The 26,210-nt window shown below is 74.7% G+C and carries 15 protein-coding genes and 2 pseudogenes; 4 read left to right on the plus strand and 13 right to left on the minus strand.

All coding sequences use genetic code 11. The features are described 5' to 3' along the window. Positions 1-41: 41 nt before the first annotated feature. From ACFQ8C_RS29050 to ACFQ8C_RS29110, 13 genes are read right to left on the minus strand one after another with little or no spacing between them, the layout of a single operon-like run. Positions 42-980 carry an SDR family oxidoreductase gene (locus tag ACFQ8C_RS29050; RefSeq protein ID WP_383462924.1) on the minus strand — a complete coding sequence of 313 codons (939 nt, stop codon included), beginning with the start codon at positions 978-980 and terminating at the stop codon, positions 42-44. Next, complete coding sequence (locus ACFQ8C_RS29055) at positions 977-2,104, minus strand: ROK family protein (RefSeq protein ID WP_383462927.1); 1,128 nt, start codon at positions 2,102-2,104, stop codon at positions 977-979. Before ACFQ8C_RS29055 ends, ACFQ8C_RS29050 begins: the two co-directional genes overlap by 4 nt. Beyond that, positions 2,085-2,468: a cupin domain-containing protein gene (locus ACFQ8C_RS29060; RefSeq protein ID WP_383462929.1), complete on the minus strand. Its 384-nt coding sequence runs from the start codon at positions 2,466-2,468 to the stop codon at positions 2,085-2,087. Before ACFQ8C_RS29060 ends, ACFQ8C_RS29055 begins: the two co-directional genes overlap by 20 nt. After that, positions 2,465-3,670 carry a sedoheptulose 7-phosphate cyclase gene (locus ACFQ8C_RS29065; RefSeq protein WP_383462931.1) on the minus strand — a complete coding sequence of 402 codons (1,206 nt, stop codon included), beginning with the start codon at positions 3,668-3,670 and terminating at the stop codon, positions 2,465-2,467. The genes ACFQ8C_RS29060 and ACFQ8C_RS29065 overlap by 4 nt, the downstream gene beginning before the upstream one ends. Next, positions 3,663-5,726 (minus strand): 4-alpha-glucanotransferase, encoded by a 2,064-nt coding sequence (gene malQ, locus ACFQ8C_RS29070; RefSeq protein WP_383462934.1) that lies wholly within the window; start codon positions 5,724-5,726, stop codon positions 3,663-3,665. Before malQ ends, ACFQ8C_RS29065 begins: the two co-directional genes overlap by 8 nt. Continuing rightward, positions 5,723-8,872, minus strand: coding sequence for an HAD-IIB family hydrolase (locus tag ACFQ8C_RS29075; protein WP_383462936.1), 3,150 nt, complete (start codon positions 8,870-8,872; stop codon positions 5,723-5,725). The genes malQ and ACFQ8C_RS29075 overlap by 4 nt, the downstream gene beginning before the upstream one ends. Positions 8,873-8,880: 8 nt before the next feature. Next, positions 8,881-10,026 (minus strand): sugar phosphate nucleotidyltransferase, encoded by a 1,146-nt coding sequence (locus ACFQ8C_RS29080; protein WP_383462938.1) that lies wholly within the window; start codon positions 10,024-10,026, stop codon positions 8,881-8,883. Beyond that, positions 10,019-12,142 carry a glycosyltransferase gene (locus ACFQ8C_RS29085; RefSeq protein WP_383462940.1) on the minus strand — a complete coding sequence of 708 codons (2,124 nt, stop codon included), beginning with the start codon at positions 12,140-12,142 and terminating at the stop codon, positions 10,019-10,021. Before ACFQ8C_RS29085 ends, ACFQ8C_RS29080 begins: the two co-directional genes overlap by 8 nt. A gap of 1 nt (position 12,143) precedes the next feature. Further along, positions 12,144-13,628, minus strand: a complete 1,485-nt coding sequence (locus ACFQ8C_RS29090) for a hypothetical protein (protein ID WP_383462943.1) — start codon at positions 13,626-13,628, stop codon at positions 12,144-12,146. 8 nt (positions 13,629-13,636) lie between these two features. After that, positions 13,637-14,437: an ABC transporter permease gene (locus tag ACFQ8C_RS29095; protein WP_383462946.1), complete on the minus strand. Its 801-nt coding sequence runs from the start codon at positions 14,435-14,437 to the stop codon at positions 13,637-13,639. After that, the gene (locus ACFQ8C_RS29100; RefSeq protein WP_383462949.1) at positions 14,434-15,249 is read right to left on the minus strand and encodes an ABC transporter permease; all 816 of its coding nucleotides are present in this window, start codon (positions 15,247-15,249) and stop codon (positions 14,434-14,436) included. Before ACFQ8C_RS29100 ends, ACFQ8C_RS29095 begins: the two co-directional genes overlap by 4 nt. Further along, the gene (locus tag ACFQ8C_RS29105) at positions 15,246-16,265 is read right to left on the minus strand and encodes an ATP-binding cassette domain-containing protein (protein ID WP_383462952.1); all 1,020 of its coding nucleotides are present in this window, start codon (positions 16,263-16,265) and stop codon (positions 15,246-15,248) included. The genes ACFQ8C_RS29100 and ACFQ8C_RS29105 overlap by 4 nt, the downstream gene beginning before the upstream one ends. Then, a complete protein-coding gene (locus ACFQ8C_RS29110; RefSeq protein ID WP_383462954.1) occupies positions 16,262-17,551 on the minus strand; it encodes an aspartate aminotransferase family protein in 1,290 nt (429 codons plus the stop codon). Before ACFQ8C_RS29110 ends, ACFQ8C_RS29105 begins: the two co-directional genes overlap by 4 nt. A 252-nt stretch (positions 17,552-17,803) precedes the next feature. Here ACFQ8C_RS29110 and ACFQ8C_RS29115 point away from each other — a divergent pair, with 252 nt between their 5' ends. The 4 genes and pseudogenes from ACFQ8C_RS29115 to ACFQ8C_RS29130 form a co-directional block, all read left to right on the plus strand. After that, on the plus strand, positions 17,804-18,868 hold the full coding sequence (locus tag ACFQ8C_RS29115; protein ID WP_383462957.1) for a glucose-1-phosphate thymidylyltransferase: 1,065 nt from the start codon (positions 17,804-17,806) through the stop codon (positions 18,866-18,868). Further along, a complete protein-coding gene (gene rfbB / locus ACFQ8C_RS29120) occupies positions 18,865-19,833 on the plus strand; it encodes a dTDP-glucose 4,6-dehydratase (protein WP_383462960.1) in 969 nt (322 codons plus the stop codon). The genes ACFQ8C_RS29115 and rfbB overlap by 4 nt, the downstream gene beginning before the upstream one ends. 77 nt (positions 19,834-19,910) lie before the next feature. Next, a pseudogene (locus ACFQ8C_RS29125) lies at positions 19,911-22,970 on the plus strand (alpha-amylase family glycosyl hydrolase); the annotation flags it as partial. A gap of 128 nt (positions 22,971-23,098) precedes the next feature. After that, positions 23,099-26,143, plus strand: a pseudogene (locus ACFQ8C_RS29130) (alpha-amylase family glycosyl hydrolase); the annotation flags it as partial. Positions 26,144-26,210 lie beyond the last annotated feature (67 nt).

Here is a 26,210-nt window from a genome sequence, read left to right on the forward strand (position 1 = left end):
CCGCTGACGGGGGGCGTCGCCGACGGACCGGCGGCCCGGACTCAGGCGTCGCGGAACGCGGGGGCCAGCACCGCCGCGGCGGCCCCGACGCCCCGGAGCGTGACGGCCTCCATCCCCGGTACCGACGCCAGCGACGTACTGGCCAGACAGGTGTTCTCCGGCCGGGAGGCATAGCGGCCCGAGGCCCGGGGCACCGGACGCACCAACTCCTCCGAGGCCCCCAGCGCCCGCGCGATCTCGCGTGCCCACCCGGCCCGGGAGACCCGCTCCGGGCCACCGAGGTGCAGCAGCGCGGGCACCGCGCCACCGGGGCGGAGCAGCAGCGAGGTCACCGCCGCCACGTCCTCGACCAGGACGGGCGTCGTCCACTGGTCGGCCGGTGCCTCCACCGGCTCCCCCCGGGCCAGCCGGTGGGCGCAGGACGCGAAGAAGTTCAGCCACTTCCCGGCGTCGGCCGGCTCGTGCCCGTAGACGAGACTGACCCGCAGCACCGTCGCCGGGGACACCGCCCGGGCGAGCAGCAGCTCCTCGGCCCGCCGCTTCGCCGTCCCGTACGCGTTCGCCGGGGCCGTCGGAGTCGCCTCCACGTTCCGCGCCGAGGCGCCGTCGAAGACGTTGTCGGTGGAGATCATCACCAGCCGGTCCAGGTCCGGCAGCGCGGCGAAGGACGCCGTCGCCGCCGTGTGCGCGGCGGCCGCCTCCTCCGGGTGCGCCTCGCACCAGGTGACGTCCGACGGTCCGTGCACCAGGACCACCGCGCGGGGCCGGACCCGCGCCACGACCCCGGCGCAGGCGGCCGGGTCGGTGGCGTCCAGCGGCGTCCAGCGCGCCCCGTACGCCTCGGGCGGCCGGGCGGGCCGGCCGCGCGAGGCCAGCGTCACCGTCCGGCCCTCGCCGACGAGCCGCCGGGCGATCTCCGTGCCGACGAAGCCGCTGCCGACCACGAGGACGGGCCCGTGACCCGCCGGGTCCGCGTTCATCGCGCCATCACCCTCTCCGTCCTCTCCGCCGCCTTCGGCGTTCCTGCCGTTCCCGCCGTTCCCGCCGTCCCCGTGCCGTCCGGCGCCGGGCCCAGCCGGCGGTCCATCAGGAGGCCCGCGCCGATCAGGCCGTGGTCGTCGTCGTCCGCCCCGAGCACCACCATCGACGCGATCTGCGCGTCCGTCAGGCCGAAGCAGCCCTGCCGGAGCAGCTCCTCCGTCAGCAGTGCGCGGTACCGCTCGCCGACCGCCAGGGCGAAGCCGCCCATCAGCACGAACCGGCGGATCCCGATCGAGGCGAACACCCCGCCGATCGCCGCCGCCAGCGGCACCAGCGTGCCCCGCAGCACCTCCGTGGTGAAGGGGTCCCCGGCCCGGACGGCCGCCGCGATCGACGGGTTGTCCACCGCCGCCGGGTCGGCCGCCGTCCGGGCCGGCGCCGAGCGCGCGTACCCCTCCGGATCCGCCGCGGCGGCCCGCCGCACGGCGGCGAGCACCCCCCGCCCGGAGGCGAGCGCCCCGAGGTGGCCCCGGCCGCCGCAGTCGCACGGCGGCGCGTCCGGCGAGCGGTCGTAGGTCCAGTGGCCCAGCTCCCCGCCGTGCCCCTCGTCGTCGAGGAGCACCTCGCCGCCCCGGAACACCTTGTTCCCGATGCCCGAGCTGATCGTGAGCAGGCAGAACGGCTCGGGGGAACCGGCCCCGTACCGCCAGGCCCCCGCCGTCAGGTCGTTGACGACCAGCACCGGCACCGGCAGCCGGGCCTCCAGGAGCTCCCGGAGGGGCAGCGGACCGCCGCCCCCGCCCCACACCGTCGGCGCCCCCCGCACGGTCCCGTCACGGCCGACCGGGCCGGCGAAGGCGACGCTCAGGCCGTCGGAGCCGGAGGCGGCGGCCTCCCGCTCCGCCTCGCGCGCGATCTGCTCGACGACCCGCCGCTGGAGCGCCGGGACGGGGGACCCGGGGAAGCGGGCCATGCCGTCGACGGGTCTCCGGCGCACGTCCGGCAGCAGACCGCCCGCGGCGGCGTCGAAGGTTCCGACCCGCAGCGTCGTCCCGCCGACGTCCATGACGGTGATCCGCCGTCCGGCCGGCGCGGCAGCGGCGTCAGCCCGCGGGAAGGTCATCGGGCACCTCCTCCTCGAAGACGAGCAGGGCCAGGTCCCCCGTGGAGTCGTTGCTCAGCCCGTGCTCGCCGTACGGCTCGTTGACCACCACGTCCCCGGCCGTCACCCGGAACTCGGCGCCGTCCCGGAGCATCACGCCGCTGCCGCTCAGCACCACGTACGTCTCCCGGTCGCGGCCGTGCCGGTGGCGGCCGATCGAAGTGCCCGGCGGCAGCACCGCCAGGTCGATGAAGGACGCCCCCGGGCTCCCGGCGCCCCGGGCGAGGATCCGGTGGGCGAGGATCGTCCCGTGCCCGCCGTGGTCGTGCTCCTTGGGGGCGAACAGCTCCCTGAGGTTCACCACCGGCCGTGCCGCGCCGCTCACGCTCCCACCCCCTCGGCCGCGAACCCGGCGGCCCGCCGGGCGAGTTCGCCGAGCGCGTGGCGGAGCACCTCGGGGGTCACGTCGGCGAGCTCGTCGACGAAGACCGCCTTGCCCACCGCCGCCGGCACCACCAGGTGCAGCCGGCGGCCCCGCCGCTCCCACGACTCCTCCAGCGCCCGGGTCATCAGCTCCGGCGTGCAGGTCTCCGGGTCGAAGACGGGCAGCCCGATCCGGGCGAGCAGCCCGATGATCCGGTCGCACGACGCCTCGTCGAGCAGCCCGATCCGCAGGGCCAGGCAGGCCGAGAGGGCCATGTCCACGGCGACCGCCTCGCCGTGCTCCAGCCGGTGGTCGCCGGCGGTCTCGACGACGGGGCTGAAGGTGTGCCCGAAGTCGACCAGGCGGGCCAGGTTCTTCTCCCGCAGGTTCGGGCAGAGCTCCTCCATCATCAGGCGCATGGAGGTCCGCAGGACGTACGTCTCCACCTCGGGCGGCGTCGGCGTCCCGGACGCCCGGAAGGCGTCGGGGTACCGCTCCAGGGTGGTGAACAGCTCCTCGTCCAGGATCACCGCCATCTTCACGATCTCCGCCAGACCGCAGCGGATCTCCCGCACGGGGAGGGTGGCGAGGAAGGCGGGGTCGCTCAGCGAGGCGTGCGCCGGGTGGTAGGCGCCGAACATGTTCTTCGTGTGCAGGGCGTTGACCCCCGTCTTCACCCCCACGCCCACGTCGACCTGGCCGACCAGCGTGGTGTTGATCCGGATGTGCCGGATCCCCCGCGCGTACATCGACGCGGCGAAGCCGACCACGTCCGCGACGATCCCGCCGCCCAGGGCGAGCATCACCCCGTGCCGGTCCAGGCCGTCGGCCTTGGCGAGCGCGCAGACCCGCTCCGCCGTGGCCAGCGTCTTGTTCCGCTCCCCGGTGCCGATCGTGTGCAGCGTCCAGCTGCCCGGGGCGAGGTGCGCCTCCAGGTAGCGGACCAGCGCCTCCCCGTACAGGCCGCCGACGGTCGGCCCCGTGAAGGCCACCACCCGCCGCCCGCCGATCGCGCGCGCCAGGGCGGGGTTGTCCGGGGAGAGCACCCCGGAGATCAGCTCCGCCCGGTATCCGGTGCCGTCCGGCGCGAGCAGGCTGAAACCGTCGGCGTCCTCCCGGACGCCCGGCAGGCGTTCCTCGTCAGCAAGAACCCGGCTAGGCATGCCTCTCCTCGATGTCTCGGTGTGCTTCCGGCCGTCCGGCGAACGCCCCGGCCAGGTGATGGGCGAGCGGAGCCTCGGTCAGCTCCTCCAGGGGGACGGGCCGCCCCTCCCCGTCGGCGACCGGCAGGCACCAGTTGGGGTGCAGCCCCGCCGTGCCCGGCAGGTTCTGCGGCCGCCGGTCGCCGGTCAGGTCCGGCAGCCAGACCCCGATCATGCGGGCCGGGGTCCGGCCCAGGTACGTGTGGAGCGCGGCGACCTCGCCCGCCGGGTCCGGCAGCAGGCCGAGCCGCTCCAGCTCGGCCAGCCAGCCGTCCCGCTCGCGGGCCGCCTCCGCCCGTTCCTCCGCGACCGGCCGGGTCGACAGGCCCAGCCGGTCGCGCAGTTCGACGTGCTCCCCGCTGAGCCAGGCGGCCGTGCTCGGCAGGTCGTGGGTGGTGAGGGTGGCCAGGCAGTGCTCCCGCCACTTCTCCGGGGCGAGCGGCCCGAGCCGGCCCTCCGACCCGCCCTCGTACTCGAAGCGCTGGACGGCCGTCCCGATCACGCCCCGGTCCGCGAGCGCCTCGCGGACGCCCGTCTCGACCGTGCCCAGGTCCTCGCCGATCACCAGCGCCCCGGCGTCGGCCGCCTCCGCCGCGAGCACGGCCAGCATCGCCGCGCCGTCGTAGCGCACGTAGGTGCCCTCGTCCGGCGGGCGGCCCTCGGGCACCCACCAGAGCCGGAAGAGGCCCATCACGTGGTCGACGCGGAGCGCGCCCGCGTGCCGCAGGCCGGCCCGCAGCAGCGCGGCGAACGGGCGGTACCCCTCGGCGGCCAGCGCGTCCGGTCGCCACGGCGGCTGGCCCCAGTCCTGCCCGGCCGGGTTGAAGTCGTCCGGCGGGGCGCCCACCGACATGCCCTCGGCGAGGCAGTGCCGCAGGGCCCAGGCGTCCGCTCCCTCCGGGGCCACCCCGACCGCGAGGTCGTGCACCAGGCCGATCCGCATGCCCGCCTCCCTGGCGGCCCGCTGGGCGCCGGCCAGCTGCTCGTCGGTGATCCAGGCGAGCCAGCGGTGGAAGCCGACCGCATCGGCCAGCACCCGCCGGGCGCGGGTCACCTCGGCCGAGCGGGGATCGCGCAGCCCGGCCGGCCAGGACCGCCACGCCGGACCGTGCACCTCGGCCAGCGCGCACCAGGTGGCGAAGTCGGTGAGGTCCCCGCCCTCCCGTTCGGTGTACGCGGCGAACGCGGCCTCGCGCGCCGGGGTGCGGGGCACCTCGTACACCTCGCGCAGCGCCCGCAGCTTCGACTCCCGCACCTCCTCGCGGCGGATCAGGGAACTCCCGTCCAGAACCGCCGCGTTGAGCGCCGCGGCCCGCTCGGCGAGCTGCCGGACCCGGCTCCGCGGACCGTCGGTGAGCCCCGCGGCCTCCGGGACGTCCTCGACCCGGACGTGCATCGGGTCGGGGAACCTCCGGCTGCTCGGCCGGTACGGCGACGGATCGGGCAGCGGCCCCGGCTCCATCGCGTGCAGCGGCCCCAACTGGACGAAGTCCGCGCCGAGTTCCCGTCCCGCCCAGGAGACGAGCCCGGTCAGGTCGCCGAGGTCGCCCATGCCCCAGGAGCGGCGGGACAGCAGGAAGTAGAGCTGGACGAGGAAGCCCCAGGAGTACGGGGCGGGGCCCGGGCGCTCCGGCGCGACGAGCAGCACCGCCGTGTCGCGCCGGCCGTCCGCCTCCACCGTCAGCGTGTGCCGCCCGGCCGGCAGCGGCCCGTCCGCCAGGCCCCGCACCCGCCCGTCGGCGCACAGCACCTCCGCGCGGGCACCCCGGGGCAACCGGGGGAGCGGGCCGTCCGGCCCGTCGACGACGACGCACGGCGGCACGAGCCGCCGGGCCCGGACGGCGCGGTGGGCCGCCAGGGCGGCCCGGGCGGCGGCCGGCGTCGAGCCGTCCACCCCGCACGCCGCGAGGACCGCGACCAGGGTGTCCCGGGCCACCGCGACCTCCCGTCCCCGGTCGGTCCGGTACGCGGTCGCCACCCCGTACGCCTCGGCGAGCGCCTTCAGCGGATCGCTCACCGGGCACCTCCCGCAGTGGCGTCGGCGGGCGCGGCGGTGGTCGCCGGCGCCGGACCACGCCCCGGCGGCGCGAACGGCACCACCGGCGTGCCGAAGAGGCGCTCCAGGACCGCCGCCACGCCGTCCTCCTCGTGGCCGGGCGCGATCTCGTCCGCGACGGCCCGCAGCGCGGGGTGCGCGTTGGCGACGGCCACCCCGTGCCCGGCGAGCGCCAGCAGCGGGATGTCGTTGGGCATGTCGCCGAAGCCGACGGTCTCCGCCCCGGTGCGGCCGAGCAGCTCCAGCGCCCGCGCCACGCCGGTGCCCTTGGTGATCCCCCGGGGCAGCACCTCCACCATGCCCCGCACCGAGTGCACGACGGTCACCTCGTCGCCGCAGAGCCGCAGGGCGGCCTCCGCGAGCGCGTCGTCCCCGACCGTGCGGTGGTGCAGCACCAGCTTGTCGATCGGCGCGTCCCACAGCAGGGCGCGGTCGGCGGTCACGTCCCAGCCGTGCCGCACCCGCTCGCCGAAGCCGGGCGTGACCTTGAACCGGCTCTCCGGCGGAGAGGTCACCACCCCCAGCTCCAGCGGGCCGAGGAGCTCCTCCACCCGTGCCACCACCGAGCGGGCCAGCTCCGTGTCGAGCCGCTCCGCCGACAGCAGCCGGTCCGTGCCCGCGTCGTACAGCTGCGCGCCCTGCCCGCACACCGCCAGGCCGGTGTAGCCCAGGGAGTCCAGGAGCCGGCGGCACGCCGCCGCCGGACGGCCCGTCACCACCAGGTGCGCGGCCCCCGACGCGGCCACCAGCTCCAGCGCCCGCCGGGTCCGGCCGGACACCGTCAGATCGGACCGCAGCAGGGTGCCGTCGAGGTCGGTCGCGACCACCCGGTACGGCGGCGCCTCCGGCACCGGCACGTGGTCCCAGGCGGTCCTCCCGTCGTCGAGGGTGAGCCGCAGCACCAGGCCGCCGCGCGGCCCGCCGGCCGGGACCGCGCCGCGGAAGACGCCGTCGGCGTCCCGACGCAGCGCCACCAGCCGGGTGGTCCCGGCCGCCGGCACCGGCTCGTCGGAGCGGGCGGCCTCGTCGGCCGACTCCAGCGGCGCGTCACCGGCGTCCACCGGTCCCGGGGCCGCGCCGTCCACGACCGCGTCCACCGCGATCAGCCCCGGATGGCGGTACTCCACCGCGTGCGGGGCGTCCGGAGCGGCCGGGGCGATCCGGCACCGGTGCCGCACCGGCGCCATGAGGTCGTCCCGCCCCGCGTCACGGGCCAGGGCGGCGCAGCGCTCGAAGTCCGCCCGCCCGTACGCGGCGGCGAACAACGCCTCGTACGCGGCCCCGTCGAGCTCCGCGCACCGCCCGTAGGCCTCGGCGTCGCCCCGCTCCAGGGCGTGCCGGAGGACCGTCTCGCGGTGCTCCGCGAGCTCCGTCCCGTCCAGCAGCTCGAACCAGCCGTACCGCGCGGCGTCCCGGGCGGGCAGCCGGCGGGGGACGCCGTCGAGCAGCTCCCGGAAGGCGCCGAGCCGGCGGCGGGCGCTCTCCCCCCAGGTGAAGCCGCGGGCGGTGCGGGCCGCGTTCCGCGACAGGCGGGCGTACTCCTCCGGGGCCTCGCGGAACATCCGCTCCGCCTCCCGGATCCGGCCGGCCAGCAGTCCGGCCAGCTCCCGGTCGTCGTCGCGGAAGGAACCGCGCACCGCGAAGCCGGTCGCGTCCGGGTGGGTGTGCGGCAGCGCGTGCCCGAAGTGGGCGGTCGTCCGCTGCGCGGTCCCGATCGGCACCGCGCCGCAGGCCATCGCCTCCGCCTGGGCGATCAGGAAGCCGTCCAGTTCGAACTTGGAGGGGCACACGGTGAAGTCCGCGCACGCCGCCTCGGCGAACAGCGTGTCCTCGCCGACCAGCGTCCAGTCCAGCCGCACCCGGTCCGGGTGGGCGTCCGCGATCCGCTGGAAGTACGCGTTGGCGGGCGCCGTCGCGGCCGCGCCGCCCGCGCCCGTCGCGCAGCGCAGCACGAAGGACGCCTCGATGCCCTCCGCCAGCACCTCCTCGATCGCCCGGAAGAGCTCCAGCTGGCCCTTGTGGTGCACCGCGTACCGGGCCGAGTGGGAGAAGACGGGGCGCGCCGGGTCGAGTCCCATGCCGCGCAGCACCGCCGCCCGGTCGACCGCGGCCGGGTCGCGCGCCAGCCACGCGTCGGAGACCCCGCAGCCGCCGTCGAAGAGCTTGCCCGCGTGCCGCCGCAGCAGCCGGGCGACCGGCAGGCCGCTCACGTACCGCTCCATCGGGGTGCCCTCGAAGGTGCTGTGGTGGTCGCGCTGGCCGGGCGAGACGAAGTCCACGAGGTCGGCGTGGGCGAGGAGTTGAGGGAAGAGCGACACGTGGTCGGGGCCGAACTCGGTGTGCAGCCGGGTCGCGGCGAGCGCCCGGACCATCGCCGCGGTGGGGGAGTCCTCCGGCGGGGCCGGCTCCTCCCAGGCGTCCAGGGCGAGGGGCTCGCCGCCACCGGCGCCGATCCGGAGCGGATCGACGCCGAAGAGCCGCAGCACCGCCTCGGTCTGCGGCCGGTAGACCTTGTGGGTGACGGGAGCGTTGGCCGCGACCGTGCTGACGCACCTCCAGCGCGGGTCGTCCTTCAGGACCAGGGGCACCAGGTGGTGGTACGAGGGCTCGAAGCCGTGCACGATCGCCGGCTCGGCGCCCTCCCCGTGCCCGGCGCCCAGCCGGTCGCGCAGGAAGCGCAGCCCGGCGACCTGGAAGACCAGCGGCTTGAAGAAGGACAGCTCCCGGCCCTCGGAGTCCGGCGGCGGGTACAGCCGGTCCGGCAGCAGGTCGAGATGGGAATCGGAGAGGAGGTAGACGTCCACGCCGTCGAGGCGCAGCCGGTACGCCCGGGTGGTCAGCGTCAGCGACAGCTCGGCGGGCCGGCCCGGCCAGGTCTTCGGGTCGAGGACCAGCGGCACCGTGTGGTCGACGCGGTAGTCCAGCTCCTCGACCGGGTGGGTGGCGCGCAGCCGCTCCAGGTGCCCGTGCGCGGGGGTCACGATCGACACCCGGTGGCCCAGCGCCGCGTACTCCCGTGACAGGTTCCACACCAGCGGCGACAGTCCGCCGCGCATCAGCCGGGGGTCGAAGCCCCCGCACTCGTAGGCGAAGTTGACGATGTGCATGGGGCTCCTCAGCGTGCCGCGGACGGCATCGGTTCGACGTGCTGGACGAAGCCGTCCTCCAGGACGACCGCGGAGTCGATGTCGGCCCCGTCGGGCACCACGGCACCGGGCAGCACCACGCTGCGCCGCACCCGGGCGTCCGCCCCGATCCGCGCCCCGGGGAAGACCACGCTCTCCTCGACCAGGCCCCGGTTGACCAGGCCCATCGGCACCATCGAGCGGTGCACCCCGGGCGCCCGGTCGACCAGGCCGCGGGACACGCCGGGGGCGAGGACGCGCGGCAGCGCCGTCACCGGAAGCGTCGCGTCCGGGCGGGTCATCGCGAGGTGGGCGCGGTGGTAGCGCTCCACCGTGCCGATGTCCTCCCAGTGCCCCTCGACCCGGTGGCCGAGGATCCGCTCCCCGCCGGCGAGCATGGCGGGGATGACGTCCCGGCTGATGTCGTGCTGCCACCCCGTTCCGTCCAGGGCCTCCAGATAGCGCCGCAGCACGGTCGCGTCGAAGACGCAGAAGGCCGCGAACACCAGGTCGGACGTGGGGTGTTCGGGCTTCTCCACGAAGGAGGTGAGCCGTTCCTCGCGGTCGAGGCCGACCATCCCGAAGAGGTGTACGTACCGCGGGTCGATCCGCTGGTAGGCGAGGGTCAGCGCGGCCCGCCGCTCGATGTGGCGCCGGATCAGGGGCCGGTAGTCGAAGCGGTACACGTGGTCGGAGTGGAGCACCATCACGTGCTCGGTGCGCGGGCCGAAGACGTGGTCGGCCTTGCGGATCAGGGCGTCGGCCGTGCCGCGCTCCAGCGGCCAGGTCCGCCCGGGAAGCTCCTCGGGCAGGCCGTCGCCGGCCGCGCGGTAGGCGGCGTCGTACGGGCCGAAGTGGACGCGGAAGCCGGGCGCGACGCCGTTCCAGACCGTGTGCAGGTCGTCCATGAGGAGCCGCTCCTCGTACTGCGAGAGCAGCAGCACCTCGGCCAGGCCGGAGTCGCGGGCGTTGGCCAGGCTGAAGTCGACGAGCCGGCAGGCGCCGCCGTACGGCACCAGGGGCTTCAGCCGGCCGGCGCCGAGCCGGCCCATCCGCTCGCCGCGCCCGCCGGCCAGCAGCACGGTCCGGACCGCGGCGGTGCCGGAGTCCCGCGCGGAGGTGGGGTGGTCAGCCATGTCGTACCTCGTCCCAGGCGATCCGCCCGTTCGACAGCGTCAGGAGGAGCCGGGCGGCGGGATCCCCCGCCGGCCCGGCGCCGGTGAACTCGCCGGGGGCGGTCCGGGTCCACTCGGTGACCCGTGCCTCCCCGCGGCCCCCCTCGTCCCGGGGGCCCGGGACGACCAGCTCGACCCGCTCGGCGTGCCCGAGGCGGTAGATCAGCCCCTCTCCGCCCGGCCGGCAGCGCCCGCGCAGCGGTGCGGTCCGCTCCGCCGGCACCGCGCCGGGGGCACGTGCCACGACCTCCTCGCAGGTCGCGAAGTCGGCCCGCGCCCAGGCGGCGTCGAAGAACCGCAGCGCCAGGGGGGCGGTGAGCGGCCCGAGCCGTCCGGCGGCGTCGAGGTCCCCGGCGGCGACGGCCGCCGCCAGCACCTCGTCCGGCCGCTCCTTCCACACGGCGTCCGGCAGCAGCCCGAACCAGCCGTGCCGCAGCGCCGCCCCGGTGGCCGGTTCGGGAGGGGTCCCGCGCCACAGCTCCCGGAACACCTCCAGGTGCAGATCGGCGACGTGGTCCCAGGTGAAGGTGCGGGCCACCGCGCGGGCCCGGCCGGACAGCGCCCGGTACTCCTCGGGGTGCTCCCGGTACAGGCGGGCGGCCTGCCGCAGCCGGTCGACGAGCGCGTCGACGAGCAGGGCGTCGTCCTCGGCGAAGGAGCGGTTGACGGCGAAGCCGGTCCGCCCGTCGCCCTCGTCCGCGTGCCCGAAGTGCGCCATGCCCCACTGGGCGGTGGCGATGGGCACCGCTCCGCAGGCCATCGCCTCGCCCTGCGCGATGAGGAAGGTGTCCATCTCGAACTTGGACGGGAAGACGCAGAAGTCGGCGGCGGAGGCGAGCGCGAAGACCCGCTCCTCGTCGACCCGCTCCCACTCCAGGTGGATCCGGCCCCGGTGCCGGGCGACGACCTCGTGGACGTACGGGTCGTCGATGCCGGTGCCGGAGATGCAGCGCAGCACGAAGTTGGCGTCCAGCCCCTCGGACAGCACCCGGTCGACCGCGCGGAAGAGCTCGACCTGGCCCTTGTGGTGCACCGCGTAGCGGGCGTTGTGGAAGAAGGTGGGCAGCGCCGGGTCCAGACCGAGGCCGGAGAGCACCGCCGTCCGGTCCACCGCGTCCGGATCGCCCGCCAGCCAGGCGTCGGACACGGCGCAGCCGCCGACGAACTGCTTGTGCGCGTTGCGCCGGACCGTCTCCGCGACCGGCAGCGCCGCGAACAGCTCCTCGAAGGGCGTGTCCTGGAAGCCGTTGGAGAAGTCCCGCTGGCCCTCGCAGAGGAAGTCGATCCGGTCGGAGTGGTCGGCGACCAGGCCGTAGACGGTGAGGTGGTCCTCCGGGTACTCGTAGTGCAGGTGCGTCCGGGTCTGGTACTGGCGCTGCGCCTCGCGCACCCCGGCCGGCGGGGCCGGCGGTTCCTCGGGCAGCGGCGGGGCGCCGAGCAGGCCGAGCAGCCGGCGGACCTCGGGGCCGTACACCTTCTTGGTGATCGGCATGTTGCTCTGCACGGTCGTCACCACGCTCTTCAGCGGGTCGCCGGCGAGTGCGGCGGGCAACAGGTAGTGGTAGTACGGCTCGTGGGCGTGGACGACCGCCCGCTCGCCGCCGAACCAGCCGCGCAGGAAGCGGACGCTCTCCACCTGGAAGACCAGCGGCTTGAAGAAGGTGAGGTCGCTGCCCTTCGCCGCGTACGGCGGGTAGAAGGTGTCGGGCAGCCGGTCCAGGTAGTCGTTGGACAGGAAGTAGAGGTCGACGCCCTCCAGCCGGATCCGGTGCGCGGTGGTGCGCAGCTCCACCGGCACCTCCGCCGGGAAGCCGCGCCACACCTCGGGGTCGAGCACCAGGGGGAGGGTGTGGACGTCCTCGTAGGGCAGGTCCTCCACGGTGTGGCGGCGGCGCAGGTCGTCGAGGCGGCCGTGCGCCGGGGTCACGATGGAGACCCGGTGCCCCTTGCGGGCGAAGGCGCGCGAGATGTTCCAGAGGTAGACCGAGGTGCCGCCCTGGAGGAAGGTGTGGTCGAATCCGCAGCATTCGAAGTACGTCTCGATGATGTGCAGGGGGCCGTCGGTGGCGTCACTCACGTCAGTTCCTCGTGGTGAGAGTGCGGGTGCGGTGGGTGGGGCGGCCGAGGTCCGGCGCGTGGCGCAGGTCGATGGCCGCGTGGTAGGGCCGGGCGTGCGCGAAGTTGTAGTCGAGCTCGTGCAGCAGGCGGCGCAGGTGGAGCAGCCGGCGCAGCTCCTCGCCGCCGTGCTCCGCCGCCGACGACGAGGGGCCGAGCAGCAGCCGGGCGACCTCCCTCCGCCACGCGTCGGCGGTCGCGAAGACGAGGCGCAGCGGGGGCCGTTCGGCCGGGGACAGCCCGGCGCCGCCGTCGAGCGAGGCGAGCATGGTCCGGGTGGAGTCCACACCGAGGAGCCGGGCGGCGTGGTCGGCGGCCTCGTCGGCGGAGAAGTACTCCAGGGCGCGGCCGAGCGCCACCAGGTCCTCCAGCGGCGACTGCTCCTCCCAGCCCGCTTCGCCCGGCCCGGTGCTGGGGGTGGAGATGTCGATGACCCGCGGCGGGTCGGCGAACAGGTGCGACAGGTGCAGGTCGCCGTGGCAGGGCCCGGCGGGGCGCGGTGCCGTGGAGGCCGCGAACGCGGTCCGCAGCAGCGCGGCCTCCTCGCCGAGCGCCCGGAAGGCGTCGTCGAGGACCGCCGCGGGCAGGACCGCCTCGTCCCGGCCGCGGGCGGCCAGGGCGCCGATCCGGGCCTCGGCGGCGTCGAGCGCCCGCTCCACCGGGTACGCGGCGGGCGGCGCGTCCCCGCCGAGCCGGGTCCGCAGCTCCTCGTGGAAGGAGCCGAGGAACTCCCGGGCGGCGGTGAGCGTGCCGGCGAGCGGCGCGAGATGCGCGCGCACCAGCGCGTCGAGGGCGGCGGGGCCGGCCGGTCCGGCGGTGGCGAGCTCCGGCCACAGGGCGCGCAGGTTCGCGCGGAGCGGGGCGTCCATGCCGGAACCCGGGGTGTACGCGTACACCACCCCGAGCGGCAGCGGGGGGCCGCCGCCGGGCGGGACGTAGGAGTAGTCGCCGAACCAGCGGGGCGTGTGGCCGCTGCCGTCCATCAGGCGCAGCAGCTCCGGTTCCCGCACCTCCGGGCCGAGGGTCCGGTACGTCTTGTGCAGGTGGGGCCGGCCGTCGAGGTCGAGCAGGGAGAGCGAGTTCGAGGACCATCCGCGGTCGAAGGGGCGGACCCGGACCGTGCGGGGGGCGGGGCCGGATCCCCGGAAGGCGACGTGTCCGCCGCGGGCGGTGGGGATCCGGGCGCCCGCCGCGGCGAGCCGGACGCACGCTCGGTCGAAGTCCTCGGTGCCCGGCGCCTCGGAGGGGCGTCCTTCGGCGTCCGCGCGGACGGGGACGAGGAACCGCCGGCCGTGCGCCGGTCCGCCGACGGCGGTGGTCACGACGAGCCGGAGTCCGTCGCCGAGGTCGGCCTCGTCGGCCACCTCGTGGCGGTCGGCCCGGCGGCCGTCCTCCGGCAGCCAGGCGGCGGCGCGCAGCAGTTCACGGATCTGGGTGGCGCTGGTCACGCGGTTCGTCAACTCCCGGTCATCTCGTATCGGGCCAGGCCGCGGCGCCACAGCGCCAGCGCGGCGAGGAGGGAAAGGCCGGTCACCACCGGCAGCCACCGGAGGAGTCCGGTGTCGCCGTGCAGGAGGTAGACGGCGGGGGCGTACGACGTGAAGGCGAAGGGCAGCACCCAGGTCAGGAGGGTGCGCAGGGAGACGTGGTAGAGGTCCAGCGGGTAGCCCGCGAACTCGGAGACCTGGGTGACGGTCTGGAGCGCCGGCATGCTCGTCACCGTCCAGAAGGACAGCGAGGCGAAGAACAGCTTCACGGAGGCGTGGATCAGTGCCCCGGCCAGCACCAGCAGCGGGGCCAGGGCCCACTGGACGGCGGTGGGGTCGAGCCCGAGCTCGGACCCGCTCCACAGCACCAGGACGAGGCCGACGGCGAGTTCGCCGATCCCGTCGGGGTGGAAGAAGCGTTCCGACAGGAGGGCGAAGAGCGGGTCCACCGGGCGGATGAGGTAGCGGTAGAACTCGCCGCGCTGGATCAGCTTGCGGCTCAGCTCCCACAGCTGGTCGGTGAAGAGGTGGTCGAGTCCGCGCGACAGCAGCGCGCAGCCGAGGAGGAAGAGGACCTGGTGGTAGGACCAGCCGGCGACGGCCGGGACATGGCTGAAGACCACGCCGACCGCGACCGTCTGGAGCCCGACCCGGATCAGGAACGCCCCGGAGCCGAGGAGGAAGTCGAGCCGGTAGGCGGCGAGCCGGTGCAGCCCGACCCCGCCGAGGAAGAGCGCCAGCCGCAGCCGGCCGCCGAGCGTGCGGCTCATCCGCCGAGCACCTCCAGCCGGGAGACGGCCGTCCGCCAGAGCGCGGCGCACAGCAGGACGAGTCCGGCGGTCCAGGCCAGCTGGTGGCCGAGGACGGCGGCCGCGCCCGCGGCCCCCTCGTACCGGCCGAGGAGCAGGGTGAGCGGTCCGTCGGCCATGGCCCGGAAGGGCAGTGCCATCGCGAGGGCGTGCAGCGGTCCGGGGAGCAGGGCCAGCGGCACCATCTGTCCGGCGAAGAAGGCGACGATGCCCTGCTTGGCCATCCGCACGCCCCAGGTGTTGGTGGTGACGAAGCCGGCCATGCCGGTCAGCAGGTTCACGCAGAAGGCGATGAGCACCGACAGCACGGCGGACGGCAGGAACAGCAGGGCGTCCGCCGGGGTCGGCGCGGTCAGCGGGACGAGGGCGGCGAAGAGGACCAGGAGCGGCACCCCGACCAGGACGGCGTTGGCGGCGATCACCGGCAGGCAGGCGGCGAACCGGACCAGCGGGTAGGCGACCGGGCGGACCAGCGTCACCGCGATGTCGCCCCGGTAGACCTCGGCGGCGACCTCGTCGTCCACCCGGTTGGTGTGCACCACCGCCAGCACCTGTGCCACCACGAGGTAGGTGGTGATGCTGGCCGGGGTGAAGCCGCCGGGGCCGGGTCCTGAGGAGTCCGCGTACACCGCCCGCCACAGGAAGACGGTGACGGCCGCGCCGGCCGCCGCGGTGATCCCGGTGATGAGGAAGGTCGAGCGGTACTGGAGCAGGGACTGCAGTCCGCTGGTGGCGAAGGGCAGGTAGCTGCCGGGACGGAGGGCCGGTCTCATCTGCCGCCGCCGTCCCGGGCGGCGGGCACGCCCCGGTAGATCTGCCGGAGCACCGTCTCCAGGTCCGGCTCGGGGGCGTAGCAGTCGGCGAGTTCGAACCGGTCCAGGAGGAAGCCGAGGACCTGCCGCGAGGTGAAGGCGTCGGCCGGGTAGTCGACCCGGATCCGGCCCTCCGGGGTGACGGCGGCGGTGGCGCCGGGCAGTCCGGCCTCGATGCCGTCGACGGCGGCCCGCGGGCCGGGGCCGCCCCGGTGGTCGAAGACGACGGAGCGGCGGTCGGCCCGGCGCAGCAGTTCGTGGAGGGTGCCCTCGTGCACGACCCGGCCGCCGTCGACGACGAGCGCGTCGTCGCAGATGGCGGCGATGTCGGACAGGTCGTGGCTGGTGAGCAGCACGGTGGTGCCGCGTTCGGCGTTGGCCCGGTTCACCAGCTCCCGGACCGCTTCCTTGAGGACCATGTCGAGGCCGATGGTCGGTTCGTCCCAGAAGACGACCTCCGGGTCGTGCAGCAGGCTCGCGGCGATCTCGGCGCGCATCCGCTGGCCGAGGCTCAACTGGCGTACGGGGGTGGTGCCGAGGGCGTCGATGTCGAGCAGCTCGCGGTAGAGCGCGAGGTTCCGCTCGTACACCGCGTCGGGTATCTCGTAGATCCGGCGCAGGATCTGGAAGGAGTCGGGCACCGACAGGTCCCACCACAGCTGGCTGCGCTGTCCGAAGACCACGCCGATCGCTCGGGCGTTCTCGCGCCGGTGCCGGTAGGGCTCGACGCCGTTCACCAGGCAGCGGCCCGAGGTGGGCGTCATGATGCCGGTGAGCATCTTGATGGTGGTGGACTTGCCGGCGCCGTTGGCGCCGATGTACGCGGTCTTCGAACCGGCGCGCAGCGCGAAGGAGATGCCGTCGACGGCGCGCACGGTGCGGTACTCGCGGGTGAGCAGGGTGGAGAGGCTGCCGAGCAGACCGGGCCGCCGTTCGGCGATCCGGAAGTCCTTGGTGAGTCCTTCGGCGACGATCACGCGGTCACCCGCCCGATGGCCTCGCCGAGGATGCGGGCCCCTTCGTCGAGCAGCTGCTCGTCCAGGGTGAAGGGCGGCGCGAGCCGGATGACGTGCCCGCCGACGGCGGTGCGCAGTCCCAGGTCGAGGGCGGTGGTGTAGACGGCGCGCGCGATCTCGGGGGCGGGGGTGCGGCTCGCCCGGTCGCGGACGAACTCCAGTCCGTGCAGCAGGCCGAGGCCCCGGACGTCGCCGAGCACCTCGAAGCGGTCGTGGAGCGCGGCGAGGTGCTCGCCGAGCCGGTCGCCGAGGACCCGCACCCGGTCCAGGAGCCGGTCGCGTGCGACGACCTCCAGGGTGGCGCGGGCGGCGGCGATCCCCAGCGGGTTGCCGGCGTAGGTGGAGGCGTACGCGCCGGGCGGGGCGGCCTCGGGGCGGTGCAGCAGCTCGTGGCGGCCGGCCAGTACGGCGAAGGGGAAGCCGTTGGCCATGCCCTTGGAGAGGGCGACCAGGTCCGGTTCCACACCGACGAGTTCGGAGGCGAGGAAGGCGCCGGTGCGGCCGCCTCCGGTGGCGACCTCGTCGGCGACGAGCAGCACGCCGTTCTCCCGGCAGGCCGCCGAGATCCGCTCCCAGTAGCCGGGCGGCGGGACGATCACGCCGGCGGCGCCGAGGACCGGTTCGAAGACCAGCGCGGAGACGTTCGGCTTGGTGGCGATGTGCTTGGTGACGAGGTCGGCGCAGCGGATGCCGCAGGTGGGGCGCTCCAGCTCCAGGGGGCAGCGGTAGCAGTACGGGGCGTAGCCCAGCACGCTGTTGCCGGCGAAGGACTGGTGGCCGACGTCCCAGTGGACGAGCATCCGGGCGCCCATGGTCTTGCCGTGGAAGCCGTGGCGCAGCGCGCCGATCCGGTTGCGGCCGGGCGGGGCGGTGGACTGGACGACCCGCAGCGCCGCCTCGACCACCTCGGCGCCGGTGGAGAACAGCGCGTAGGTGTCGAGGTGTTCGGGCAGTAGGCGGGCCAACAGCTCGAAGAAGTCGGCCCGTTCGGGCGTGGAGCTGTCGTGGACGTTCCACAGCCGCCCGGCCTGCCGGGTCAGGGCCGCCACCACCTCGGGGTGGGAGTGGCCCAGCGACTGGGTGAGCGTGCCCGCGGCGAAGTCCAGGTACTGGTTGCCGTCGAGATCGGTGAGGACGGCACCGCGGCCCTCGGTGAAGACGCGCCGGGCGAGGGCGGCCTCCTCCGATTGGCCGGGTGCCCGATGCCGTGCCTCCCTGGCCAGCGCTTCTCGCTGGTGACCTGCCACCGGAGCTCCCAAGGGTCGAACGAACTGACGTGGGTTTTCCGCCAGTTGACCGAGCGATTGATCGTTTCGAGGTGCGAGTGAAGCATTGGGCGCCACCTTTCAGCAAGAGATTGCAGAAACTTTCAGACATGTCTTGCAGTCGGTGCGGGAGCTCTGCTTGAGTCGCCGGTGCGACCGCCGACACACACCTCGAACACGAGGAGGGACCGTGCACAGACACCCCAAGGCCGCACCCGACCGAAGGCAGCCGATGTGAAGGCCCTGGTCCTGGCCGGTGGGACCGGCAGCCGGCTGCGCCCCTTCACCCACACCGGGACCAAGCAGCTCCTGCCGATCGCCAACAAACCGGTGCTCTTCTACGCCCTGGAATCCATCGCCGCCGCCGGCATCCGTGACGTCGGACTCGTCGTGGGCTCCTACGCCGACGACATCCGCCGCGCCGTCGGCGACGGACGCGCCTTCGGGCTCGACGTCACCTACGTCCCCCAGGACCGGGCGCTCGGACTGGCCCACGCGGTGGCCGTCGCCCGCGACTTCCTCGCCGACGACGACTTCCTGCTCCACCTCGGGGACAACTACCTCGACGGCGGCGTCACCGGTTTCACCGCCCGCGCCACCGCCGAGCCCGCCGCGGCCAGGCTGCTCGTCACCGCCGTGCCCGACCCCAGCGCCTTCGGCGTCGCCGAGGTCGACCCGGCCGGCCGGGTGCTGCGGGTCGAGGAGAAGCCCGACCGCCCGCGCAGCGACCTCGCCCTCATCGGCGTGTACGCCTTCGGGCCCGCCGTCCACGAGGCGGTCGCCGCGATCCGGCCCTCGGCCCGGGGCGAACTGGAACTCACCCACGCCGTCCAGTGGCTCGTCGAGGCCGGGCACGACGTCCGCGCCGACGTCACCACCTCCGTGTGGCGCGACACCGGCAGCGTCGACGACATGCTGGAGGCCAACCGGCACGTCCTCGACGGCCTGCCCGGACGGCTCGACGGCAAGATCGACCCCGACAGCGCCGTCGTGGGCCGCGTCCGCCTCGGCGAGGGCGCCGTCGTCCGGGGCTCCCGCATCACCGGCCCCGTCGTCATCGGCCCCGGCTCCGTCATCAGCGACGCCGTGATCGGCCCCTACACCTCGATCGGCGCCAACTGCCGGGTCCACGACAGCTCCATCGAGGGCTCCGTCCTCCTGGACGGCGCCGACGTCGACCGGGCCGGCCGCATCGAACGCTCCTTCATCGGGCGGGACGCCGTCGTGACGGCCCCCCGCCACCCCCACGCCCACCGCCTCGTGCTGGGCGACCACAGCAAGGTGCACCTCCACCCATGACCCGACGCGTCCTCGTCACCGGCGGGGCCGGCTTCATCGGCTCGGCCCACGTCCTGCGCCTCCTCGGCCCCGACGGGCCCCCCGACGTCTCCGTGACGGTCCTCGACGACCTCACCTACGCGGGCAGCACCGCCCACCTCGCCCCGGTCCTCGACGACCCCCGCCTCCGCTTCGTCCGAGGCGACGTCGCCGACCCCGTCCTCGTCGACGGGCTCGTGCCCGGCCACGACGACCTCGTCCACTTCGCCGCCGAGTCCCACGTCGACCGGTCCGTCGAGGACGGCTCGCCCTTCGTCCGCACCAACGTCCTCGGCACCCAGACCCTCCTCGACGCGGCCGTCCGGCACCACGTCCGCACCTTCGTCCAGATCTCCACCGACGAGGTGTACGGCTCGATCGCCACCGGCGCCGCCCGCGAGGACGACGTGCCGCGCCCCAGTTCCCCGTACGCCGCCTCCAAGGCCGCCGCCGACCTGATGGCGCTGGCCTACCACACCACCCACGGCCTGGACGTCCGCGTCACCCGCTGCTCCAACAACTTCGGCCCGCGCCAGCACCCGGAGAAGCTCGTCCCGCGCTTCGTCACCGCCCTGCTGACCGGGGAGAACGTGCCCCTGTACGGCGACGGCTCGCAGATCCGCGACTGGCTCCACGTGGAGGACCACGTGACCGCCGTGGAACTGGTCCGCACGGGCGGACGCCCCGGCCGCGTCTACAACGTCGGCGGCGGCACGGCCCTCACCAACCTGGAGCTGACCGGCCGTCTGCTCGCCCTCTGCGGAGCGGGACCCGAACGGATCGTCCGGGTCGCCGACCGCAAGGGCCACGACCTGCGGTACGCGGTCGACGACACCCGCATCCGCCGCGAACTGGGCTACCGCCCCCGCGCCGTCTTCGCCGACGCCCTCGCCGACACAGTCCGCTGGTACGCGGCCCGGCACGCGCCCGCCCCCGCACAGCCCTGACCCCCCGCGCCCGCCCTCCGCCCGACGCGCTCCGAAGGAGCAGTACACCCGTGACCGGAATCGTCCGGCGCTCCGCCATGTCCCTGGCGGCCGCCCTGCTGACGACGGCCCTCGTCCCCGCCGCCTCGACGGCCTCCCCGCCGCCCGCGCCGCCCGCACCGCCCTCGGACCGGACGCTCGCCGCCCAGCCCGCCCGACACGACCTCACCCGCGAGCAGTTCTACCTGGTCCTGCCGGACCGCTTCGCCAACGGCGACCGGTCCAACGACCGCGGCGGCCTCACCGGCACCCGCCTGGAGACCGGATACGACCCCACCGACAAGAAGTTCTTCCAGGGCGGCGACCTCAAGGGCCTCACCCAGCGCCTGGACTACATCAAGGGCCTCGGCACCACCGCCCTCTGGATGGCCCCGGTCTTCACCAACATCCCCGTCCAGGACCGCGACGGCGGCAAGGACGCGAGCGCCGGCTACCACGGCTACTGGATCACCGACTTCACCCGGGTCGACCCGCACTTCGGCACCAACGACGACCTGAGGAAACTGATCGACGCCGCCCACGCCAAGGGCATGAAGGTCTTCTTCGACGTCATCACCAACCACACCGCCGACACCGTCGACTACGCCGAGAAGGAGTACGGCTACCGCCCCGAGGGCGCCTACCCCTACCTCGACGAGGACGGGCGCCCCTTCGACGACACCGCCGTGACGCCCGGGGTGGACGCCGGCTCCTTCCCGTACACCCCGGTCGTCAAGGGACCCGCCAAGGTCCCCGCCTGGCTCGACGACCCGACGATGTACCACAACCGCGGCGACTCCACCTTCGTCGGCGAGAGCGGCCTCAACGGCGACTTCTTCGGCCACGACGACCTGTGGACCGAACGCCCCGAGGTCGTCGAGGGCATGAAGGACATCTACCGGACCTGGGTCCACGACTTCGGCATCGACGGCTTCCGCGTCGACACCGCCAAGAACGTCAACATGGAGTTCTGGACCGAGTGGGCCGGCGCGCTCGACGCCTACGCCGCGACCCAGGGCCGCGAGGACTTCTTCATGTTCGCCGAGGCGTTCTCCGCCGACGCCGCCATCACCGCCCCGTACGTCACCGAGGGCCGCCTCGACGCCACCCTCGACTTCCCGCTCCAGGCCGCGCTGCGCAACTACGCCTCGCGCGGCGGACCCGCCGGCGACCTCGCCCACGTCCTCGCCCAGGACCACCGCTACACGACCGACAAGGCCAACGCCTACGAGCAGGTCACCTTCCTCGGCAGCCACGACATGGGCCGCATCGGCACCTTCCTGAAGCAGGACAACCCCGGCGCGAGCGACGCCGAACTCGTCCGCCGCGACCGCCTCGCCCACGAACTGCTGCTCCTCACCCGCGGCAACCCCGTCGTCTACGCGGGCGACGAACAGGGCTTCACCGGAGCGGGCGGCGACTCCGACAGCCGCCAGACCCTCTTCGCCTCCCGGGTGCCGGACTACCTCGACGACGACCGGCTCGGCACCGACCGCACCCACGCCACCGACGCCTACGACACCACCCACCCCCTCTACCGGGCCATCTCCCGCCTCTCCCGCCTCACCAAGGAGCACCCCGCGCTCCGCGACGGCGTCCAGATCCAGCGCCACACCGCCGACGGGACCGGCGTCTACGCCTTCTCCCGGATCGACCCCGAGCGCCGCACCGAGTACCTCGTCGCCGTCAACAACGCCGAGGAACCCCGCACCGCCACCGTCCCCACCGGCGCCCCCCGCCAGGAACTGCGGCCCCTGTACGGCACCGGCCGACCCGTCCGCAGCGGACGCGACGGCACCGTGACCCTCACCGTGCCCGCCCTGTCCGCGGTCGTCCTCCAGGCCCGCACCCCCCTGCCCCGGACCGCGAAGGCCCCCGCCGTGAGCCTCACCGTGCCCCCGGCCGGCGCCACCGGCACCGTCGGGATCGACGCCACCGTCTCCGGCGACCCGCTGAGCCGGGTGGTCTTCGCCGCCCAGGTCGGCGACGGCCCCTGGCGGACCCTCGGCTCCGCCGACCACGCCCCGTACCGGGTGACCCAGAACATCCCCGCCACCGTCCCCGCCGGCACCCCGCTCCGCTACAAGGCGGTCGCCGTCGACGGCACCGGCCGCACCGCGTCCGCCCTCGGCGCCACCACCGCCGGCGACACCCCGCCGCCCGTCCGGCCCAGGGCCGAACGCAAGCACGTCGTCGTCCACCACCAGCGCCCCGACGGCGACTACGACGGACTGCGGCTGCGCAGCGGCGACACCACCGCCGAGTTCGCCGGCCGCGACGCCTACGGCGCCTTCGCCTGGATCGCCCCGCCCGAGGACGGCGCCGCCCTCTCCTTCACGGTCGAGAAGGACGGCGTCCCCGACGGCCCCGCCCGCGTCCTCGACGTCACCGCCGCCGGAGAGGTGTGGACCCGGCAGGGCAGCCCCCTCGTCGACGCCACCCGCCCCGCCGGCGCGCAGGCGCCCCAGGACCCGGCGAAGGCGGTCGTCCACTACCACCGCCCCGACGGCGACTACGAGGGCTGGGGCCTGCACGCCTGGACCGGCGCCGCCCACCCGCCCGAGTGGAACGACCCCATCGCGCCCGTCCGCCGGGACGCCTTCGGCCTGGTCTTCGAGGTCGACCTCACCGAGGGCGCCGGCTCGCTCAGCTACATCCTCCACAAGAAGGAGCAGAAGGACGTCCCCGGCGACGAGGCCCTCGACTTCCGCCTCCACGGCAAGGAGGTCTGGCGCCTCGCCGGAGACCCCGCCTACCTCTCGCCCTCCCTCGCCGGGGCCTTCCCGCTCGACCTCGGCCGCCAGGACGCCGTCTGGCTCGACGACACCACCGTCGTCTGGCGCGGCACCGGCACCGGAGTCGCCAGCCAGCAGCTCGTGTACGCCCCCGAGGGAGGCATCGCGATCCAGGACGGCGCCCTCACCGACGAGGGCCGGTGGCTGCGCCTGCTGCCCACCACCCTCACCGGGGAACAGCGCGCCGCCCACCCCGAGTACGCCGACCGGCAGGCGTTCGCCCTCGACCCCCGCGACCTCGACCGAGCCGCCGAGGCCCGCACGGGACAGCTGATCGCCACCCAGCGCGCCGCCGACGGCGCCCTGCTGGGCGCGACCGGCGTCCACCGGCTCCCGCACTGACACACCGCCACTCTGGAAGGGACCCAGACGTGCACCAGACCCCCCTGACGACCCCCGGCCGGACCGCGCGCCGGGCCGCCCGCATCGGCGTCGCCACCGCGGTCGCCCTCATGGCGACCGCGGTCACCGGCCCCGCCCCGGCCTCCGCCGGCCACCGCACCCCGCCGCCCCCCTCGGACCGGACGCTCGCCGCCCAGCCCGCCCGCCACGACCTCACCCGCGAGCAGTTCTACTTCGTGCTCCCGGACCGCTTCGCCAACGGCGACCGGTCCAACGACCGCGGCGGCCTCACCGGCACCCGCCTGGAGACCGGCTTCGACCCCACCGACAAGGGCTTCTACCAGGGCGGCGACCTCAAGGGCCTCACCCAGCGCCTGGACTACATCAAGGGCCTCGGCACCACCGCCATCTGGATGGCCCCGATCTTCGAGAACAAGCCCGTGCAGGGCGTCGGCAAGGACGCCTCGGCCGGCTACCACGGCTACTGGATCACCGACTTCACCCGGGTCGACCCCCACTTCGGCACCAACGACGACCTCAAGAAGCTGATCGCCGCCGCCCACGCCAAGGGCATGAAGGTCTTCTTCGACGTCATCACCAACCACACCGCCGACGTCATCCGCTCCGGCGAGAACCGCTACGCCTACCGGGGCAAGGGCGCCTACCCCTACCTCGACACCACCGGCCGCCCCTTCGACGACAGTCGCGCCCCGGCCGCCGTGGACGCCGACGGCCTCCCGTACACCCCGCTCGTCGCCGACACCGAGCGGGACGTCAAGAAGCCCGCCTGGCTCAACGACCCGACGATGTACCACAACCGCGGCGACTCCACCTTCGTCGGCGAGAGCGGCCTCTACGGCGACCACACCGGACTCGACGACCTGTGGACCGAACGTCCCGAGGTCGTACGAGGCCTGGCCGAGATCTACCAGACGTGGGTCCGCGACTTCGGCATCGACGGCTTCCGCGTCGACACCGTGAAGAACGTCAACATGGAGTTCTGGACGCAGTGGGCCGGCGCGCTCGACGCCTACGCGAAGAAGCAGGGCCGCGAGGACTTCCTCATCTTCGGCGAGGTCCTCTCCTCCGACCCGGCCGTCACCGCCCCCTACGTCACCCGGGGCCGGCTCGACGCCACCCTCGACTTCCCGCTCCAGCAGGCCGTCCGCGACGTCGCCTCGCTCGGCCGCCCGGCCTCCGCGCTCGCCGACGTCTTCGCCGAGGACTACCGCTACACCACCGACAAGGCCAACGCCTACGAGCAGGTCACCTTCCTCGGCAACCACGACATGGGCCGCTTCGGGGCCTTCCTCAAGCAGGACAACCCGAACGCCTCCGACGCCGAACTCGTCCGCCGCACCACGCTCGCCAACGAGCTGATGTTCCTCTCCCGCGGCAACCCGGTGATCTACTCCGGCGACGAGCAGGGCTTCACCGGCGCCGGCGGCGACAAGGACGCCCGCCAGACCCTCTTCGCCTCCCAGGTGCCGGACTACCTCGACGACGACCGGCTCGGCACCGACCGCACCCACGCCACCGACGCGTACGACACCACCCACCCCCTCTACCGGGCCATCTCCCGCCTCTCCCGCCTCACCAAGGAGCACCCCGCGCTCCGCGACGGCGTCCAGATCCAGCGCCACACCGACACCGCCGGCGCCGGCGTCCACGCCGCCTCCCGCGTCGACCCGAAGCGGCGCACCGAGTACCTGGTCGCGGTCAACAACGCCACCACGGAGAAGACCGTCACCCTCACCACCGGCACCTCCCGGGCGCGCTTCGCCCCGCTCTACGGAACCTCCCGCACCGTCCGCAGCGGCTCCGACCGCCGGATCACGCTCACCGTGCCCGCCCTGTCCTCCGTCGTCCTCAAGGCCGACCGCCCCCTCGACACCCCGCACACCGCCCCCGCCGTCCGCCTCACCGCCCCCGCCGCCGGTGCCACCGGCACCGTCGAGATCGACGCCGACACCCGGGCCGGCGAGCTGAGCCGGGTGGTCTTCGCCGCCCAGGTCGGCAACGGCCCCTGGCAGACCCTCGGCACCGCCGACCACGCCCCCCACAAGGTCACCCAGAACCTGCCCGCCGGTCTCCCCGAAGGCACGGCGCTGCGCTACAAGGCCGTCGTCGTCGACGCCCGCGGCCGCACCGCGAGCGCCACCGCCACCACCACCTCCGGCAAGCCGCCCGCCCCCACCCGCCCCAGCGCCTTCGAACGCGGCTACGCCGTGGTCCACTACCGGCGCCAGGACGCGGACTACGACGGCTGGACCCTGGACACCCCCGGCGGGCGGTCCGCCTTCACCGGCCGGGACGCCTACGGAGCCTTCGCCTGGGTGAAGGTCGAGCCCGGCACCACGGCCGTCACCTACACCGTCGAGAAGGACGGCACCCCCGACGGCGCCGCCCGCACGGTCGAGCTGAACCGCACCGGCGAGGTCTGGATCGAGCAGGGCGCGGACGGACAGACCGAGACCGTCCCGGCCGGCGTCTATCCGCCGCAGGACGAGCGCAAGGCCGTCATCCACTACCACCGCCCGGACGGCGACTACACCGGCTGGGGCCTGCACACCTGGACCGGCGCCGCCCAGCCCACCGACTGGTCCAAGCCGCTCGCCCCGGTCCGCACCGACGCCTACGGCGCCGTCTACGAGGTGCCGCTCTCCGAGGGCGCCACCACGCTCAGCTACATCGTCCACCGGGGCGACGAGAAGGACCTCCCCGCCGACCGCTCCCTGGACTTCGGCACCTACGGAAAGGAGGTGTGGCTCGTCGGCGGCGCCACCGACCACGTCCTGCCGAGCATCCGCACCACCCCCGACCTCGACCTCTCCCGCTCCGAGGCGCGCTGGCTCGACGCCACCACCCTCGTCTGGGACGTCAAGCCCACCGACTCCACCAGCCAGCAGCTCGTGTACGCACCCGAGGGCGGCCTCGCGATCGAGGACGGCGCCCTCACCGACGAGGGCCGGTGGCTGCGCCTGCTGCCCACCACCCTCACCGAGGAGCAGCGCGCCGCGCACCCGGAGGCGACCGGTCGCCAGGTCTTCACCGTCGACCCCCGCGACCGTGACCGGATCGCCGGGGCGCTCGGCGGCCAGCTGATCGCCACCCAGCGGAACACCTCCGGGGCCCTCCTCGCCGCCACCGGAGTGACCGGCACCCCGGCCGGCTGACCCCGCCCGGAACAAGGCCGCGCCCCCGGACCGCACGGTCCGGGGG

The sequence above is a fragment of the Streptomyces sp. NPDC056503 genome (genome assembly GCF_042794995.1).
In the GTDB taxonomy this organism is placed as follows: Bacteria; Actinomycetota; Actinomycetes; order Streptomycetales; family Streptomycetaceae; genus Streptomyces.